The organism is Marinobacter caseinilyticus, assembly GCF_011074955.1.
GTDB classification, from domain to species: Bacteria; Pseudomonadota; Gammaproteobacteria; order Pseudomonadales; family Oleiphilaceae; genus Marinobacter; species Marinobacter caseinilyticus.
The window spans coordinates 232,813-249,817 of record NZ_WUQJ01000031.1 but is presented as its reverse complement, the minus strand read 5'-3'; the positions used below and the strand labels follow the sequence as shown (position 1 = coordinate 249,817).

Below are 17,005 nucleotides of genomic sequence, written 5' to 3'. Positions count from 1 at the left end.
CCAGGCCGCCCGCCGGATTCAAGGGCGGGCGCCTGACAGGACAGCCGGTATCGGCTTATTCCTGGGTGTCTTTCTTCATTGCGTCAGCGGCCATGCCCTCTTCCATCATAGTCTGTTTTTCCATCGCATCTTGCTTCATGGCCTTATGCTCCATGGCGTCATCCTTCATGCCATGGTCTTTCATACCGTCTTTTTTCATGTCCTTGTGCATCATGGCGTCGTCTTTCATGCCGTCTTGCTTCATGGAAGCCTGCGACATGCTGTCAGACGATTTCATCTCATCCGCGTGGACCGGACCAATCCCCATGGTGGCGACGGTCAGGGCTGCGGTAAATACCATTCGAGTAACCATTAGCATACGTTTCTCCGTGCATTCGTGTTGGACCTGCATTGGATGTTGCAGGCTTCAGGTGCAACAGTGGACGCCTGGGCTCACGGAGGTATAACGCAACCTTAAACAGTGTGTACCACAAGTATCACAAAACCATCACAACCTCGTTGGGGGCATGCGGAGGCGAGTTCCGACCTACGACCGTGGCTACGCCACCGCCTGGACAATCAGGGCATGCCCTGATCCAATCGCGCCGAGGCTCCGTTAGACTGGCCGACTTTTCCTTTGCGAACACAGGCACTGACCTTGGACGAGACACACCAACCCATACCCGAACCCCGCCAGCCTCTGTGGCAACGCACGCTGTCGGAGTGGAAAACCCTGGGGTTGCTCGGCGGGCCCATTTTGATTGCGCAAGTGGCACAGATGGCCAACGGTGTCATCGACACCGTGATGGCAGGCCACGCCAGCGCCGAGGACCTGGCCGCCGTTGGCATCGGCAGCAGTCTGTGGATGCCGCTGTTTCTGCTGTTCATGGGCATTCTCAGCGCCTTACAGCCGATTATCTCCGGCTATCGTGGCGGCCGCGAATTCAGTCGTATCATGCCAGCCACCTGGCAGGGGATATACATTGGCGCCGGTGCCACCGTGCTGATGGTCCTGCTGTTATTGAACGTGCGGCCCGTGCTGGACACCCTGAACCTGGAGATCAATACCGCGCGCATTACCCAGGGCTACCTGGATGCCTTTGCCTGGGGCGTGCCGGCGATGCTGCTCATGGCTGCACTTCGGGGCCTGACCGACGGTCTGGGCCACACCAAGGTCATCATGGTGTTCTCGGTACTGGGCACGCTCATCAATTTACCACTCAACTACATTTTTATTTACGGCAAACTGGGGCTGCCCGCCATGGGGGGCATTGGCTGTGGCTGGGCCACCTCAATCTCGAACGCGGTGGCCGTCGCCGCGTTGCTGGTTTACCTGAACCGCAGCGCGGCCTATCAGCGCTTTCACCTGATCGCCGAACGCGCAAGGCCTGAAATCCAGAGCATTGGCACCATTCTGCGACTCGGCGTACCCATCGGCTTTACCATCTTTGTCGAGGCCAGCATGTTTTCAGTGATTGCCCTGTTTCTGGCGCCGTTGGGGCCAGTGGTGGTGGCCGGTCATCAAATAGCCCTCAACGTGGTTTCGCTGCTGTTCATGCTGCCGCTGAGCATCGGTATGGCACTGACCCTGCGGGTCAGCTTCCTGGTCGGCGCGCGGGCACCGGACACTGCGCGCCTGTTATCCCGCAGCTCTCTGATCCTGGCCGCTGCGGTGGCGTTGGTGTTCGCCACTGCGCTGTTTGCGTATGCCGACCCCATTGCCCGCCTCTACACCAGCGATCCTGCGGTACAGAGGGTCACGGTTTCACTTTTGGTGTTCGCGGCGTTTTTCCAGATTGCGGATGTGATTCAGGTCACGTGCATCAGTGCCTTGCGGGGTTATAAGGACACTCGCCTGCCCATGCTGATCATGCTGTTTTCGTTTTGGGTGCTGGGGATGCCGCTGGGGTATGTACTGACCTTCGAGAACTGGCTGGTGCCGGCCATGGGGGCCGCCGGATTCTGGATCGGGCTGACCAGTGGCCTGGCATCGGCCAGTGTGTTGCTGGGCCTGCGGCTGTTTTACTTTGCGCCCGCGTCCCGGAGCTGATTCAGGCGTTGGCCGGGGCCACCTTGATCTGGTCGCGGCCACTGTCTTTCGCAAGGTACAGCGCTTCATCCGCTCGCTCGAGCCAGCGATCGGCGTTTTCCCCCGGGCGCAATAACGCCAGCCCGTAAGACGCGGTGACCGGGCCGGCCGGGCTTTTAAGGCTCCGCCGCAGGGTGGCGTGCAAATTGTCCATGACTGAGCGCATACCCTCGTCATCAACCCCCGGCAACAGCAGCACAAACTCCTCGCCGCCAAAACGAAACAACTGATCTGCCTGCCGGGTATTGTGGGCAATCAGATTGACGCAGTCGATCAGCACCTCGTCACCCACGGCGTGGCCGAATTCATCGTTGATGCGCTTGAAATGGTCCAGATCCAGAATCGCCAATGCATAGGACAGTCCGTTGCGGTTGTATGTCGCCGCTGCCGCTTTTAACTCTTCCTCCATCGCGCGACGGTTTTTGACCCCCGTTAAAGGGTCCAGCGTGGCCAGTTGCTCCAACCGCCGCCGCTGAGTCTCATTGCGCAGTGCAAAAATGTAGGCGCAGGCACTGACCACCACCGCGGTAGTGGCAAACGACAGCATGTATTCCGCCGACTCAAAGCCGATGCCAAAGTACATCAGCACCAACAGCGTCCCGAAATTAATGAAGACGGCGACTCGGGGCGAGGTCAAAAAGAAACTGGTCACAAAGCAGGGATAGAGCCAGAACAGGCCAATGGTATCGAGCACGAACGCCACCGCGGCGCCACCACTGCACGCAATCAGTGCCATGCAAAACCCGCTGCGCCGGGTGTCACCGGTGACCCAGGCGTACACCATGAAGGCCGAGATACTCAGCATGATGATCGAATCAACCACCCCCGCCAGCGTATTGCCCTCGGCAAAGCGGTACACCGCAAACGGGGTAATACCGAGGATGGCGGATACGCCCAACATCGTGATAATGGACAGGCGGAAATTATTGCGCAGGCGATAAAACATTCAGCTGTTCTCTACCTTGGCCGCAGATTCGGGGAGTGGATCGCGTAAGTTAGCATGCTGCAGGCAAATAATACCGTCAGCGGTCACAAACCGGAGATTATGGACACCCGGCGGAATAAACAATGGCGCCTTATTTCGCACGCGATAAGGAGGCGCGCGAGACACTGGCACCCTCTCGGCGAATATGGTCAGATGGCGACACTCGGCCAGTGACTTCCATACAGGGAATTACCATGAATCAAGCCCCTTTCGAATTCCGTTTTCGCGTCCGCTATGGGGAATGCGATGCGCAGGGTGTGGTGTTTAACGCCCGCTATGGCGACTATGTGGATATTGCGGTCAACGAGTACATCCGTACATTGTTCGGCAGTTATCAAAACCTGCTGGATACGGACTCCGATATCCAGGTGGTCAGCCTGACCACCAACTGGAAAGCCCCGGGCCGGTTCGACGATGTGCTGTGCGCCACCATTGCACCGGGGCAACTGGGCAACAGCTCGTTCTCGCTGCACTTGGTGTTCCGGCGCTTCAGCGATGGCGAAGAACTGGCCAGTGCCGATATCACCTACGTCATGATTTCGCCCGCCCAGGCGAGTAAAAAAATTATTCCCGACAACCTTCGTCACATTCTGGACCAGGGTGCGAGTGGCATCGTTATCAGCCATGCCGGCGAGGACGCTTAACACTCCGGGCTGGCCAGCCAGACAATAAGTAAGCTACATTTATTGCTGACGGGAATCGGGGTGCCTGTATCTGGCACTCACCAAATCAAACCATTACAGGTACCTAAAGCCTCGTGTCGAATCTTGTTCGTGTTGCCATCGGTGCGGTGATCGTTGGTAAGCCACTGCCCTGGACCGTTTACGATACCGCCGGTAACGTGCTGTTGCGGCAAGGTTATGTGGTCAATAGTGAGGCCCAGCTTGAGCAGTTGTTTGAGCGAGGCCTGTTTTACCCCCACACCCCGGTGCGCCCCGATGTCCCGGAACCGGATGCCGTCGAAGACAGCCGGATATACAACCCGTTTGCGGATTACCAGGGCCTGCTGGAAGCGCTGGAAACGACTCTGGGCGCGATTGCCAACCGTGATGAGACCGCCCGTCAGCAACTGCTCGACCTGGCACTGTTCATCGACCGAATGTGCCTGCAGGCACAGGACGCATGCCTCGCCCTGGTGCACCTGTACTCGGTGGAACCCACCGCCAGTGAACAAACCCTGTTTTATGCCATTCTCTGCCAGTCCACGGCCCGCGAACTGGGGCTGGATGACGCACAGGTGCTGACACTGATCAGCGCTGCGCTGACCGCCAACCTGGCATTGCTGCCGTTCCTAGACAAACTCAATAACATCAATAAAGCGCTGACGGATCAACAACGACTGGTCATTCATAAACACCCAATCCTCAGTGCCAATGCGCTGAAGGAGGCCGGCATCGATGACACGCACCTGCTGACGATCATCCAGCAACACCATGAAGGGCCCGCTGACACCGGCTATCCTGCCGGCCTGGCGGACGAGGACATTGTGCCCGGGGCCCGGATGCTCGCACTGGCCGAACACTACACCGCCATGATCACCAGGCGCGCCTATCGCGATCGGTTGCCAGTACCTGACGCACTCAAGACCATCAAAATTGACCATCGTGACCGGCCTGAGCCGTCGATTTTCCGGGCCCTGCTCACGATACTGACACCGTTTCCACCCGGTACCCTGGTGCGGCTGGCCAATAATGAGGTGGCGGTTGTTACGCACCGCCCGGTCCGTAATGGTGGCACGCGGGCGCACGCGCTCATTGGCCCCAAGGGCGACCTCTACAGCGGAGGAGGATTCAAGCGCGACTGCAGCCTGCTGGAGTTCAGTATCCGTGCGTTCGAGAATACCGAAACCCTGCCGTCGATGGATTTTGGCCTGCTGTGGGGGTTTGGTTAACCGCCGTGGCTTCCCGGCATTGCCCTTCCTGTGGCGTTCATCGCAGACTGTGCGTCTGTGATGCCTGCCAGGCCATGGTGCGAGCACCTGAAATCTGGGTGCTGCAGCACCCGCAAGAGCGCCACCACAGCAAGGGGACACTGCGCATTGCGCAGGGTTGCCTGCCGCAGATGAGGGTGCTGGTGGGGGAACACCTCGACGACTTCGCACCTTTGTCCCAACTTGCCAGGCCCGATGACACTGCGCTGGTTTTCCCGACCCCCCACAGTGTCGCGCTTGAGCCCGCGCCACCGGGTGCCATCCGGCGCTGGGTCATTATTGACGGCACCTGGCGCAAGGCCCGCAAAATTCTGCATTGCAACCCCTGGCTTCAGGCCTTGCCCTGCGTTCACTTCGCACAACCGCCCGAATCCCGGTATCACATCCGCAAACGACCCGGTCCGCAGGCGCTTTCCACGGTCGAGTCCATTGCCTGGTTAATCCGCCATGCCGCGCCGTGTTGCGATGTCACTCCCCTTTACCGAGGCCTTGAGGTGTTGATCGACCGCCGTCGGGCAGCCATACCGGAAAACCGAAAGAACGCTTGAAAATTTCCTGCTCAGCACAATCAACAGGGCAAGGGTCGCTAATTGACCCAACGTCAGGCACCGGCCCGGAAACACCTCAGGGACCATCAGCGCCGTGGAACCATACGCGCCCCGAGGTCGTATCCTTTTTCGGGGTCAACAGTTTCAAGGTCAGGCGTTTTCGGACCGACTGTTTAGGGCCAGCAACGACACATCAAGGAGCACACTATGAAGATTCTCATGATTCTGACTTCCCACGATGAAATGGGCGATACCGGCCATAAAACAGGCTTCTGGCTCGATGAATTTACCGCGCCCTACTACGTCTTCAAGGACGCTGGCGCCGACATTACCCTGGCATCCCCCAAAGGCGGCCAGCCGCCAGTGGACCCCAACAGTGAAGCGGAAGACGCCCTGACCGATACCACCCGACGGTTCCGGGACGATGACGCCGCACAATCCGCGCTGGCAAGCACCGTCAAGCTCTCTGATGTCCGTACGGATGACTTCGATGCGTTCTTCTACCCCGGCGGACACGGCCCGCTATGGGACCTCACCAACGACTCGCTGTCGGTGGCGTTGATTGAAAACGCCGTTCGCCAGGACAAGGTTGTCGGTGCAGTTTGCCATGGCCCGGCAGTGTTCCGGGACGCCCGCAACAGCGACGGTCAACCGCTGGTCAGTGGCCGGAAGGTCACCGGCTTCACCAATACCGAGGAAGACGCCGTGCAACTGACCAATGTGGTGCCTTTCCTGGTGGAGGACATGCTCAAAAGCAAGGGTGGTCAATACAGCCGGGGCGACGATTGGGCCTCCTACGTGGTGACTGATGGCAAACTGATTACCGGTCAGAACCCGTCTTCTTCCGAGGCGTCGGCTGAAGCCGTGCTCAAGGCACTCGGTCACTGATCAAAGGAAGGTGCCCATGAATGCAATCAATGTCACCGGTAACGGCCTGATCTGGCAGCCACATCCGGACCTGCCCGCGCCGACGGAGCACGAAGTGGTCATCGACGTGGCCTGGGCCGGGATGAACCGGGCCGACTTGATGCAGCGTGCCGGGGCCTATCCGCCGCCACCGGGTGCTTCCACGATTCTTGGCCTGGAAGTCAGTGGTCACGTTGCCGCGGTTGGTGCCAGCGTGACCCACCTGAAGGCCGGCGACGAGGTTTGCGCTCTGTTGACCGGTGGCGGCTACGCCACTCAGGTGGTCGTGCCCGCGGCCCAGGTCTTGCCCATCCCCCAAGGTTTAAGCCTGCAGCAGGCGGCGGCATTGCCTGAAGTGTTTGCCACCGCGTGGCTGAACCTTTACGTGGAAGCCGCGCTTGAACCGGGCGAACGCGTCCTGCTGCACGCGGCTGCCAGCGGGGTCGGCACGGCGGTTATCCAATTGGCCCACATCATGGGTAATCCGGTGTTCGCCACCGCCGGCAGCGATGACAAACTCGCCCTTTGCACGCAGTTAGGGGCCGATGCCGTCTGGAATCGTCACAACGGCTCGTTTGTGCAGGCCGTTAAGGATTGGGGGGGTGCCGACATGGTGCTGGACCCGGTAGGTGGCGATTACATCAGTCAGGACCAACAGGTGCTGAATCAGAATGGTCGCATCATCCTGATTGGCCTGATGGGCGGCCGTGAGGCCAAAACCGACCTGGGCTTGTTGCTGATGAAGCGACAACGCCTGATCGGCTCGACATTGAGGTCGCAACCGGTTCGCGTTAAGGGTGAGATCATGGATGCCCTGTACGAAATCGTCTGGCCCAGGCTGGAATCCGGTGAAATCAAACCCGTGATCGACCGCAGCTGGCCCATCGTTGACGCCGATGAGGCCATGGCCTATCTGCAAAGCAATGCAAGCACCGGCAAAGTTCTGCTGTCCGTGCCCTAGTCCTTTAGCCCCGGGCCGGCCCAGCCGGTTTGGGGCACCTGTCTCTGATGGCCACTTTCCAATGGCCACTTTCCAATGGTCACTCTCTAATGGTCACTCTCAGATGGTCTCTCTCTGATAACCGCTCTCTGACAGTCGCTTTCTGATAGCCTCCATCGCAAAGGCCATCCATCAACCACGGCTTTACGTATGTACCACACGGTCTCATCAGGAGGTGTTGCGTGGATACGTTGTTTTATGATGGTCAATGCCCGCTGTGCCAGCGAGAGATCGCGACTCTGAGCCGTCTGCAACAAGGTGGCCTGGCTTTCGCCGACGTGCATCAACAGCCAGAACCGGCAGCCGGACATCCGGATCGCGAAGCCCTGCTGCGGCGGCTCCACTTACGCAGCGGCGATGGCAACTGGCTGACAGGTTTGCATGCGAACGTGCGGGCCTGGTCTCATACCCGCATCGGCTGGCTGTTTCGCCCGCTGCTTTGGCCCGTCCTGTTCCCGGTTGCGCGCATAATATACGAACGTTGGGCCGATCGCCGCTATGACAAACGCTACGCGTGCGGTGTCTGCGCGATCGACGACGTGCAACGGTAGGGCTGGTTCGGTCTGAACATAACGCGGGGCATAATGCTGATCTAATGCGGATCTAATACTTATCTAATACTTATCTGACAACAGGAGCGTGACATGCGTCGATTCCATTACTGCAGTGTGGTGGTGTTGGCCCTGGTCTTTTTGATGGCCGGCTGCAGCTCCACTCGAATGGCTTACCGCTACGCCGACTGGGGCATTGTCTGGTGGGTTGAAGATTACATTACGCTGACCGATACCCAGCGCAATCGGCTAAACAGCAACATCACCGAGTTCAAGCAGCAGCACTGCCAGGCTGAATTGCCGAAGTATGCAAACTGGCTGACCCGACTCGAACAGGCCATTGAGCAGGACACGCTGTCGCAAGCGACCGTCCGTCAACACCAGGCCGACGTGTTTGATGCGCTGGACCGGCTGACCGTTGAAATCACCCCCCTCGCGACCGAATTACTGGGAAGCCTGAGCGATGCGCAAGTGCAGGAACTGGCTCAGGCCATGGCCGCCAACCAGGCCGACAAAGAAGCCGAGTACCTCGACCCGGACCCAATTGCCGAACGCCGCGCCAGAGAACAACGCACCCTGGAAAGGGCCGAACGCTGGCTGGGCTCACTGACCGATCAGCAACTCGAAACCATCCACCGCTGGAACCAGGCCCGGGGCGATCAAACCCGCATCTGGCTTGATGGCAGGGCACGCTGGCAACAGGCGCTGCTCGCCAGTCTGAAAGCGCGGGACGTCGAGGGCTTCGCCGATCAGGTCGCCCGTCTGATCCAGGACAGTGCGGCGGCACGGGGCGGCGCCTATCAGGCCATGCTGGCGGAAAGTCGACCGGCGCTGGCACGCCTGATAGCCGATTTGCTGCAACAGGCCAATCCTGACCAGCGCCAGCACCTGCGAGGTGAGCTTGCAGAGCTGAAGCAGGATTTTTATGCCCTCAATGAAAGCTGCTAATTGGGCACGCCCAAGGCAGAGGCATGGTGATCCAGGTGTTCGTCAATGAATGAGGCAATGAAGAAATAACTGTGATCATAACCACGGTGCATGCGCAGACGAATAGGGTGATGCAGCTTTTCGCACACATCCGCCAGGGCGTCTGGGTTGAGCTGCTCCGCCAGAAAATCGTCCGCCGTGCCCTGATCTATCAGCAACTTCAAGCGTTCACGCGCCTCTGGAATCAACAACGTTGCATCCCATTCGGCCCAGGCTTCCCGGTCCTCTCCCAAATACCCGGAAAACGCCTTCACACCCCAAGGGCATTCGGTAGGATTACAAATCGGCGCAAACGCGGACACCGACTTGTAGCGCCCGGGATTTTTCAGTGCGCAGATCAACGCACCATGCCCGCCCATCGAGTGTCCGCTGATGGCCCGGTGGTCATTGACGGGCAGCGCTTCTTCGATCAGATTCGGCAATTCCTCAACCACGTAATCGTACATCCGATAATGCTGAGCCCAGGGGTCACGGGTGGCGTTGATGTAAAAGCCGGCGCCGCTTCCGAAGTCATAGCTATCGTCCTCACCCGGCAGGTTCACGCCTCGCGGGCTGGTGTCGGGGCAGACAATGGCGATACCCAGTTCCGCGGCGCGACGATGGGCACCCGCTTTCTGCATGAAATTCTGGTCGTTACAGGTCAGCCCTGACAGCCAATACAGCACCGGCACCCGGTGGGCTTTATTGGCCACCGCCTTCGGTGGTAAAAACACCGCAAATTCCATGTCACAGTCGAGTACCGCGGAGGTGTGACGATAACGCCGGTGCTCACCTCCAAAACTCACATTGGTGGAAAGCAATTCCATACAACCTCCTCAGGTGTCGCTTGAAAAATAATGAACGTCAGGTCGGCCTGCCTCAAGCCAATGGCATACGGTCTGTGCTATTCCGCATCCGCGTACTTGGGTAGCTCCAGCCCACACCCTGATTTGGCCAGTTCAGACAAGATCGCGGTGCGTGTCACCACGCCGATCAGGCGCCCGTGATCGGTCACCGGATAGACCTTTGGCTTACCGTGGCCCAGATTCTGCGCAAGGTCCACCACCGACATTTCAGCACTGATCGTTAAGGGCTCCTTGAACATCACGTCGTCGACGATTGGTTCGCCTTCACAGTGGTAATTACTGACCAGCAGGGCGTGGATACAGTCCTGTTCCGACACGAAACCCAACACCTTGCGGTGGTCATCCACCACCGGCAAACCAGTGACATGGTTGGCCAACAGCGCTTTCACCACGGTCGTGAGTGGGGTACCACATTTGATGGGCTCAATGTGGTTCCACATAACATCCGCAACTTTCAATGATCGCATGATTAACGTCCTCCTATGAACCGCGTCATCAGCCGTCTCGTCGCCTTGAAGGCTCTCTGCTCTAATTGTCAGCATTAACTCTATAAACATAGGCAATGGGAGCAAAAACAGGAAATGCAATCCGTGAATCGTTACGATAGTTTTGTCATCCTCGAGACGGCTGAAAAGAAGGGCCTTGCACGGTACCGGAACACACGACCGTATCCTGCCGAGACGCCAACCTCCTCAGCCGTAAGGGCCTTCATGGCTGAATCGGCGGTCTACATGGGTAAGCAGCCGTCTTCGGCGTCAGTTGCCACCTCTGGGCGTTTCCGCCGATCCGCGACCGGCCCAAAAATTCTGATCCCGGGGCATACAAGCGGGCGTAACTTGCACTAAACTGACGATACGGTTATATACGTCTGGTCATATTTCCTACCGCCGATATCGTCCAAAAAGCCCATCGGCCTGTCAGGAAACCTAAAAGGACCCATAGATGAAACCGGCAGACCTGCCTCAGGACGAAGTTCTACGTCTCAAGTCGCTCACCAACATGCGCATTCTGGACACACCAGTCGAGGAGCGATTTGAGCGCATTACCCGCTTGGCCAAGAAGTTTTTCAATGTTGCCATATCGGCTATTTCCCTAATTGACGAGGACCGGCAGTGGTTTAAATCCAATCCCGGGCTGGACGTGCGGGAAACACACCGGGACTATTCGTTTTGCGGCCACGCCATCTTGAGCGATGGCGTGTTTGTAGTCGAAAACACGCTTGCCGATGAGCGCTTCTACGACAATCCATTGGTCGTGGACGCGCCTTACATCCGGTTTTATGCGGGCATCCCCATCCACGCCAGTGATCGCTCCCGGATCGGAACCTTGTGCCTTCTGGATCATCAGCCCCACAGCCGCGACGAGTTTGATTTTTCGGTCCTGGCCGACCTCGCCGCCCTGGTTGAACGTGAGTTCCTGTTTGAAAGCCCGATGAACACCTCATCCGGGGGCCGCAAACCCGGAACCGACACGCCGACGTTGCTCGACGAAGTGACCGGGCTGTGGAACTGGAACGGCATCACCCGCATATTGGAAGAACACGGTCATCGGGTCCGGCTGCTGCAGGATGAGCACAGTCTGGCGTGGCTTCACATCGATTACACCCTGGCCGCCAACCCCAGCAGCGAAGAGGTCAACTATGTGCAGCGGGAACTCGCCGGTCGAATACTGTCGGCACTCGATTTCCAGGACACCATGGGGCTGGTCACCGGCAGTCAGTTCCTCATTATCCTCGGCGAATCCGGTCGCGAGGAGTTGATCACCCGATTGAGCATCATCATGGAACGCATTCTTACGCTGTTCCGCCACCTGGACCACCGCGCTACCCTCCACCACGTTCGGTTTTCCTGTCTTTGCGGCATGCCCGCCACCGTCGGCATCCCGGAATTGCTCGACCAACTGGAATTTGCGCTACCGGCGTTCAGTTGCCCGCTCGGCACGCTCAACCTCAACTACAAGAGCAGACCTGAGACTATTCAGTTACTGTAATGGTTTGTGCTTAACCTGGAGTCCACAATGCAATACCTGCACACCATGGTCCGTGTCAGCGATCTTGACGCCTCCCTGAACTTCTACTGCAATCTGCTGGGGCTGGAAGAAATCAGCCGCAAGGACAGCGACAAAGGTCGTTTTACGCTGGTGTTCCTGGCAGCCCCGGATGATCGTGACCGCGCATTGGAACTTCGGGCGCCGATGATTGAGCTGACCTATAACTGGGCTCCTGAAACCTATACGGGCGGGCGTAATTTTGGCCATTTGGCGTATCGGGTCGATAACCTCTACGCGCTGTGCGAGAAACTCCAGGCCGGCGGCGTCACTATCAATCGGCCACCCCGGGATGGCCACATGGCGTTTGTTCGATCACCCGATAATGTCTCGATTGAATTGCTGCAAAAAGGCGACGCCCTGGAACCCCGTGAGCCCTGGGCCAGCATGGAAAATACCGGCAGCTGGTAGCGGGGCCGTCAGCGTCCTATCATCTCCAGGCTCATAGCCGCGAAAGTTTTCAGCATGGGTTCCGGAAGATCATGCCCCATGCCATCGATCAGCTCGAGCCGGGCATGGGGTACCAGGTATTTGAGCTGCTCGGCCGCAACGGGGCGGACCAGCGGGTCCGATTTACCGTGGACGATCAGTGTCGGCACCCGAATCCGACGCGTGGTGGACGCCAGACTGCCGGTCGCCAGGATTGCCCGGGTCTGGCGCAGAATACCGGCCGGGTGGTAACTGCGCCGGTAGTCCCGAATGATTCGGGCGCGAACCTCTTCTTCCCGTGGCGGGAATCCGGGGCTCTGAATGGCCTTCCAGAACGCCAGCGAGCGCTCAACCACGGCGCCTTCGTCGTGCCCCCTGGCTCCAACGCCGGCCAGCTTCCAGATCAACCTGGGTTGCGGCATCGGCAACTTGGGGCTGTTGGTGGATGTCATGATCAGGGTCAGGCTCGCCACCCGCTCAGGCCGGCTGGAGGCCACCAATTGGCTGATCATACCCCCCATGGAAACGCCCACCAGATGCGCACTCGGTAAAGCCATCGCATCCATTAATGCCACCACGTCCTGCGCCATATCCCGCAGCGTATAGGGTGCGTCGACCTCAAGGCCCAGCCGGTGACGCATCATGACCCCCACCGGATGGCCTTTTAACCGGTGGTTCAGGTGCGTCGACAACCCGATATCGCGATTATCAAAGCGAATCACCCGATAGCCGGCCTCGACGTAGGCATCCAATAACGGCTCCGGCCAGAGGGTCATCTGTGCGGCCAGGCCCATCACAAAAATAACCGGCTGACCGGCCGGATCACCGCGCGTTTCCACGCAGAACGACAGGCCGTTGGCCTCAATACGGTGTTGTTCAGTTGCCTGAGTTACGGTTGTCATTGCTCGCCACATCTGTTTGATAGACCATCAGCTTAACGGATTTGCCAACGTTTCCCATCCCCTGCCGTCCAGGAATCCACCTTTGAGCGCCACCATCCGATAATTCCCGATTGTCAGGCTGACTTAAACGACTAGACTCACTCCATGACTTGGCCCACCACCGGGGTGCCACAGATCTCGGGCAGGGAGAATAAATGGCCACAGACCTTGGTTTTCCGTTCCCGAGTCACTATCCATTATAAAGGTAGCGATGACACCGTTGTGTTAACAGTTACCGGCCACAATGGCCGGCTTACCATCCAGGAGGAGAAACTATGAGCTTACGTTTAGGTGATACCGCACCGGATTTCGAACAGGATTCCAGTGAAGGCCGTATCCATTTCCATGAGTGGCTGGGCAATAGCTGGGGCATCCTGTTTTCGCATCCGGCAGATTTTACCCCCGTGTGCACCACTGAGCTTGGTCTGACCGCGAAGCTGAAGGATGAATTCGCCAAGCGCAATGTCAAAGTCATTGCCCTGAGCGTGGATGGCGTGGCGTCGCATAAAGAATGGATCAATGATATCAACGAAACTCAGGGCTGCACGGTGAATTTCCCGATCATCGCCGATCATGACCGTACCGTGTCTGAACTCTACGATATGATTCATCCCAATGCCGATGACAGCCTGACGGTGCGCTCGCTGTTCGTTATTGACCCGAACAAAAAAGTGCGCCTGATGATTACCTACCCGGCCAGCACCGGTCGCAACTTCAATGAGATTCTGCGGGTGGTGGATTCTTTGCAGCTGACGGAAGATCACAAAGTGGCCACGCCGGGCAATTGGGAGCGGGGTGATGACGTGGTGATCGTGCCTTCGTTGCAGGATGAGGACGAAATCAAACAGCGCTTTCCGAAGGGCTACAAGGCTGTCAAACCTTACCTGCGCATGACCCCAGACCCGAAAGTCAATTGGGGCGGCGAATAAAAAAGGCGACCCACGAACACGTGCGTGGGCGCCATAAACAAGGGATTCGATGACATTGATCGGACGGCCTGTACCAAGCCCTACACAGCATTAACGTTCGAATCGTGTTAACGGTTCACTTTTTCTTTTGCCAAAAAAAAACCGGCCCTAGGTGGCCGGTTTTTTCACGTATCCCTGACACTCTCGCCCGGATTAAAAGGCCGGTACGACCGCGCCCTTGTACTGCGTCTGGATGAACGTCTTGACGTCCTCGGAGGTCAGCGCCTCGGCCAGCTTCTTCATCGCCGCTGAGTCTTTGTTGTCCTCTCGGGCCACCAGAATGTTCACGTAAGGTGAATCCGGCCCTTCGATGATCAGCGCATCCTTGGTAGGGTTCAGACCCGCTTCCAGCGCGTAATTGGTGTTGATCAGCGCCACCGCAACCTGATCCAGCACTCGCGGCAGGGTGGCCGCTTCCAGTTCAAAGAATTCAATACTCTTGGGGTTTTCAGCAATATCGCGCGGCGTGGCGGTGATCTTGCTGCTGTCTTTCAGTGTGATCAAGCCGGCTTTTTGCAGCAGCAACAGGGCACGACCGCCGTTGGTCGGATCGTTGGGGATCGCCACTTTGGCGCCGTCTTCGAGCTCATCCAGCGACTGAATCTTGCTGGAGTATGCGCCAAAGGGTTCGACGTGCACGCCCACGACGCTCACCAGGCTGGTGCCACGGCCAGCATTGAACTCGGTCAGGTAGGGCTGGTGCTGAAAGAAGTTAGCATCCATCTGGGACTGGCTGACCTGGACATTGGGCTGGACGTAGTCGGTAAAGACCTTAATCTTCAAATCGACGCCGTTCTCGGCCAGCGCCGGTTTGATAAATTTCAGAATTTCCGCGTGCGGAACAGCGGTGGCCGCAATGCTGAGTTTGTCCGCCGCCTGCGCTGAAAACGCGGTGAAGGCTGCCAACGCAACCAGTATTTTCGTTATCTTCATAAACACCTCAAGTCTGTGATCGAATTGGCCAAGACGTTCAACGCCGGCTGAAATAAAGCACCAGGCGGTCACCCGCCATCTGCAATAACTGAACAAAAATAACCAAGAGTGCCACTGTAATGACCATGACGTCGGTCTGGAATCGTTGATAACCGAACCGTATGGCCAGGTCACCGAGGCCGCCACCGCCCACCACCCCGGACATGGCCGCATAAGACACCAGGGTGATTGCAGTGACTGTAATGCCGGCAATGATGCCCGGCAGCGCTTCTGGTAGCAGCGCACCCGTGATGATCTGGCGGACACTGGCACCCATTGCCTGGGTGGCTTCAATGATGCCCCGGTCTACTTCTCGCAGGGCGGTTTCCACCAGACGGGCAAAGAATGGCGCACCGCCCGCAACCAGCGGCGGAATCGCGCCTGCCACCCCCAGCGAGGTGCCGATGATCATCACGGTGACGGGGATCATCACGATCAGCAAGATGATGAACGGTACCGAACGCAGGATATTGACGACGAACGACAGCACCGCGTAGGCCATCGGCTGCTCAAGCAACTGGCGTTTGCCGGTCAAAAACAACAGTACGCCTATCGGCAGACCGATCAGCACGCTGAATAACAGCGACAGGCCGACCATGACAAGGGTGTCCCAGCTGGCCCAGCCAATTTCAGTCCAGTCGACGTTGGTCAGTAGGTCTTCCATCAGCGCACCACCTCCACGTGAACATCCGCCGTTTCCAGTGCCGTCATCGCCAGGTCCAGGTCACCGCCAATCAGCGACAGCGTGAGCTGGCCGTAAGGGGTTTCCTTGATATGGTCGATACGACCCGACAGGATACTGAAGTCGACGCCGGATTCACGAGCAACCCTGCCCAACAAGGGTTTGTAAGTGGATTCGCCACGGAAAGTCAGGCGCAGGATACGACCCTGAGCACGTCCCAGATCCTGTTGCATTTCTTTCTGATCGATGTGCTCGCTTTCAAACACAAAATCCCGGGTAGTGGGGTGTTTGGGGTGCAGGAACACGTCCGTCACCGAGCCCATTTCGACCACTTCACCGGCATCCATCACTGCCACGCGGTCACAGACCCGCCGCACCACGTCCATTTCATGGGTGATCAAGACAATGGTCAGACCCAGTTCACGGTTGATATCGCCCAGCAAGCGCAGCACGGATTGGGTGGTTTGCGGATCAAGCGCACTGGTGGCTTCGTCACAGAGCAAAATGGTCGGGCGACACGCCAGCGCGCGGGCAATGCCCACACGTTGTTTTTGGCCGCCGGACAGTTGCGAAGGGTACTTGCGGGCATGGTCGGTCAGACCCACCCGTGCCAACAGCTCTTCGACCCGGGCGTGGATCTCGGCCGCGGAGTAGATGCCCGCCAATTTCATCGGAAACGCAATGTTGTCGGTCACGGTTTTCGACGACAACAGATTGAAATGCTGGAAAATCATGCCGACTTTGCGACGAAAGGCCCGAAGTTCACCGGCGTCATAACCGGTCACATCTTCCCCATCAATCAGGATGCGACCGCCTGAAGGGCGTTCGAGCAGGTTGATCAGTCGCACCAGCGTCGATTTGCCGGCACCGGAGTGACCTACGATGCCAAACACCTCGCCGGTCTCGATGGTCATGCTGGTTGGGTGCAATGCGGGGATCGCCCGCCCGCCAACCTGAAAAGATTTCTGGATCTGGTCAAATTCGATCACGGAGCAGCCTTGTGAGTGCAGCGTCAGAAGCGCGCCAGTATAGCGTAATCGCAGCCTGAACCCGAATGTGTCGGTACAAAATGAAACAGCGAATAATGAATAGACAGGGTGTTGGAAGTCACACAGGCAAACAGATACGCTAAACTGAGAACATTGCC

At 58.0% G+C, this 17,005-nt stretch carries 19 protein-coding genes; 11 read left to right on the top strand and 8 right to left on the bottom strand.

The window, feature by feature from the left end:
• Nucleotides 1–55: 55 nt before the first annotated feature.
• On the bottom strand, nt 56–358 hold the full coding sequence (locus GRX64_RS16360) for a hypothetical protein (protein WP_166268804.1): 303 nt from the start codon (nt 356–358) through the stop codon (nt 56–58).
• A gap of 279 nt (nt 359–637) precedes the next feature.
• On the opposite strand from GRX64_RS16360, the gene GRX64_RS16355 reads away from it, so the two are divergent.
• On the top strand, nt 638–2,029 hold the full coding sequence (locus GRX64_RS16355; protein ID WP_166268803.1) for an MATE family efflux transporter: 1,392 nt from the start codon (nt 638–640) through the stop codon (nt 2,027–2,029).
• 1 nt (nt 2,030) lies between these two features.
• Here the strand turns inward: GRX64_RS16355 and GRX64_RS16350 are convergent, their stop codons facing one another.
• Entirely contained in the window at nt 2,031–3,014 is a 984-nt protein-coding gene (locus GRX64_RS16350; RefSeq protein ID WP_166268802.1) for a GGDEF domain-containing protein, read from the bottom strand.
• Nucleotides 3,015–3,247: 233 nt separating this feature from the next.
• Here GRX64_RS16350 and GRX64_RS16345 point away from each other — a divergent pair, with 233 nt between their 5' ends.
• From GRX64_RS16345 to GRX64_RS16315, 7 genes are all read left to right on the top strand, one after another.
• Complete coding sequence (locus GRX64_RS16345; RefSeq protein WP_166268801.1) at nt 3,248–3,697, top strand: acyl-CoA thioesterase; 450 nt, start codon at nt 3,248–3,250, stop codon at nt 3,695–3,697.
• A gap of 113 nt (nt 3,698–3,810) precedes the next feature.
• Entirely contained in the window at nt 3,811–4,944 is a 1,134-nt protein-coding gene (locus GRX64_RS16340; RefSeq protein WP_166268800.1) for an HD-GYP domain-containing protein, read from the top strand.
• 5 nt (nt 4,945–4,949) lie between these two features.
• Entirely contained in the window at nt 4,950–5,531 is a 582-nt protein-coding gene (locus GRX64_RS16335; RefSeq protein WP_166268799.1) for a tRNA-uridine aminocarboxypropyltransferase, read from the top strand.
• A gap of 207 nt (nt 5,532–5,738) precedes the next feature.
• Nucleotides 5,739–6,419, top strand: coding sequence for a type 1 glutamine amidotransferase domain-containing protein (locus GRX64_RS16330; RefSeq protein ID WP_166268798.1), 681 nt, complete (start codon nt 5,739–5,741; stop codon nt 6,417–6,419).
• Between the two features lie 16 nt (nt 6,420–6,435).
• A complete protein-coding gene (locus GRX64_RS16325) occupies nt 6,436–7,398 on the top strand; it encodes an NAD(P)H-quinone oxidoreductase (RefSeq protein ID WP_166268797.1) in 963 nt (320 codons plus the stop codon).
• Between the two features lie 221 nt (nt 7,399–7,619).
• On the top strand, nt 7,620–7,988 hold the full coding sequence (locus tag GRX64_RS16320) for a thiol-disulfide oxidoreductase DCC family protein (protein WP_166268796.1): 369 nt from the start codon (nt 7,620–7,622) through the stop codon (nt 7,986–7,988).
• A gap of 93 nt (nt 7,989–8,081) precedes the next feature.
• The gene (locus GRX64_RS16315; RefSeq protein ID WP_166268795.1) at nt 8,082–8,936 is read left to right on the top strand and encodes a DUF6279 family lipoprotein; all 855 of its coding nucleotides are present in this window, start codon (nt 8,082–8,084) and stop codon (nt 8,934–8,936) included.
• Here GRX64_RS16315 and fghA read toward each other — a convergent pair.
• Nucleotides 8,933–9,781, bottom strand: a complete 849-nt coding sequence (gene fghA, locus GRX64_RS16310; protein WP_166268794.1) for an S-formylglutathione hydrolase — start codon at nt 9,779–9,781, stop codon at nt 8,933–8,935. The genes GRX64_RS16315 and fghA overlap by 4 nt on opposite strands.
• Before the next feature lie 77 nt (nt 9,782–9,858).
• Nucleotides 9,859–10,287 (bottom strand): CBS domain-containing protein, encoded by a 429-nt coding sequence (locus GRX64_RS16305; protein WP_166268793.1) that lies wholly within the window; start codon nt 10,285–10,287, stop codon nt 9,859–9,861.
• 475 nt (nt 10,288–10,762) lie between these two features.
• Here GRX64_RS16305 and GRX64_RS16300 point away from each other — a divergent pair, with 475 nt between their 5' ends.
• Both GRX64_RS16300 and GRX64_RS16295 read left to right on the top strand, forming a co-directional pair.
• Nucleotides 10,763–11,809 (top strand): GAF domain-containing protein, encoded by a 1,047-nt coding sequence (locus GRX64_RS16300; protein WP_166268792.1) that lies wholly within the window; start codon nt 10,763–10,765, stop codon nt 11,807–11,809.
• Between the two features lie 27 nt (nt 11,810–11,836).
• Nucleotides 11,837–12,277 (top strand): VOC family protein, encoded by a 441-nt coding sequence (locus GRX64_RS16295; protein ID WP_166268791.1) that lies wholly within the window; start codon nt 11,837–11,839, stop codon nt 12,275–12,277.
• A gap of 8 nt (nt 12,278–12,285) precedes the next feature.
• On the opposite strand, the gene GRX64_RS16290 is transcribed toward GRX64_RS16295, so the two are convergent.
• Complete coding sequence (locus GRX64_RS16290) at nt 12,286–13,197, bottom strand: alpha/beta hydrolase (protein ID WP_166268790.1); 912 nt, start codon at nt 13,195–13,197, stop codon at nt 12,286–12,288.
• 314 nt (nt 13,198–13,511) lie between these two features.
• Between GRX64_RS16290 and GRX64_RS16285 the strand changes: the two genes are divergently transcribed.
• The gene (locus GRX64_RS16285; protein WP_166268789.1) at nt 13,512–14,165 is read left to right on the top strand and encodes a peroxiredoxin; all 654 of its coding nucleotides are present in this window, start codon (nt 13,512–13,514) and stop codon (nt 14,163–14,165) included.
• Nucleotides 14,166–14,357: 192 nt separating this feature from the next.
• Here the strand turns inward: GRX64_RS16285 and GRX64_RS16280 are convergent, their stop codons facing one another.
• The 3 genes from GRX64_RS16280 to GRX64_RS16270 are packed head-to-tail and all read right to left on the bottom strand — an operon-like array spanning nt 14,358 to nt 16,847.
• Nucleotides 14,358–15,137: a MetQ/NlpA family ABC transporter substrate-binding protein gene (locus GRX64_RS16280; RefSeq protein WP_166268788.1), complete on the bottom strand. Its 780-nt coding sequence runs from the start codon at nt 15,135–15,137 to the stop codon at nt 14,358–14,360.
• Nucleotides 15,138–15,174: 37 nt separating this feature from the next.
• Entirely contained in the window at nt 15,175–15,840 is a 666-nt protein-coding gene (locus tag GRX64_RS16275) for a methionine ABC transporter permease (protein WP_166268787.1), read from the bottom strand.
• On the bottom strand, nt 15,840–16,847 hold the full coding sequence (locus GRX64_RS16270) for a methionine ABC transporter ATP-binding protein (RefSeq protein ID WP_166268786.1): 1,008 nt from the start codon (nt 16,845–16,847) through the stop codon (nt 15,840–15,842). Before GRX64_RS16270 ends, GRX64_RS16275 begins: the two co-directional genes overlap by 1 nt.
• Nucleotides 16,848–17,005 lie beyond the last annotated feature (158 nt).

Coding starts and splice junctions, on each gene's coding strand:
- GRX64_RS16360 (WP_166268804.1), bottom strand. CDS start 358: ATGCTAATGGTTACTCGAATGGTATTTACCGCAGCCCTGACCGTCGCC.
- GRX64_RS16350 (WP_166268802.1), bottom strand. CDS start 3,014: ATGTTTTATCGCCTGCGCAATAATTTCCGCCTGTCCATTATCACGATG.
- GRX64_RS16345 (WP_166268801.1), top strand. CDS start 3,248: ATGAATCAAGCCCCTTTCGAATTCCGTTTTCGCGTCCGCTATGGGGAA.
- GRX64_RS16330 (WP_166268798.1), top strand. CDS start 5,739: ATGAAGATTCTCATGATTCTGACTTCCCACGATGAAATGGGCGATACC.
- GRX64_RS16325 (WP_166268797.1), top strand. CDS start 6,436: ATGAATGCAATCAATGTCACCGGTAACGGCCTGATCTGGCAGCCACAT.
- GRX64_RS16315 (WP_166268795.1), top strand. CDS start 8,082: ATGCGTCGATTCCATTACTGCAGTGTGGTGGTGTTGGCCCTGGTCTTT.
- fghA (WP_166268794.1), bottom strand. CDS start 9,781: ATGGAATTGCTTTCCACCAATGTGAGTTTTGGAGGTGAGCACCGGCGT.
- GRX64_RS16305 (WP_166268793.1), bottom strand. CDS start 10,287: ATGCGATCATTGAAAGTTGCGGATGTTATGTGGAACCACATTGAGCCC.
- GRX64_RS16300 (WP_166268792.1), top strand. CDS start 10,763: ATGAAACCGGCAGACCTGCCTCAGGACGAAGTTCTACGTCTCAAGTCG.
- GRX64_RS16295 (WP_166268791.1), top strand. CDS start 11,837: ATGCAATACCTGCACACCATGGTCCGTGTCAGCGATCTTGACGCCTCC.
- GRX64_RS16290 (WP_166268790.1), bottom strand. CDS start 13,197: ATGACAACCGTAACTCAGGCAACTGAACAACACCGTATTGAGGCCAAC.
- GRX64_RS16285 (WP_166268789.1), top strand. CDS start 13,512: ATGAGCTTACGTTTAGGTGATACCGCACCGGATTTCGAACAGGATTCC.
- GRX64_RS16280 (WP_166268788.1), bottom strand. CDS start 15,137: ATGAAGATAACGAAAATACTGGTTGCGTTGGCAGCCTTCACCGCGTTT.
- GRX64_RS16275 (WP_166268787.1), bottom strand. CDS start 15,840: ATGGAAGACCTACTGACCAACGTCGACTGGACTGAAATTGGCTGGGCC.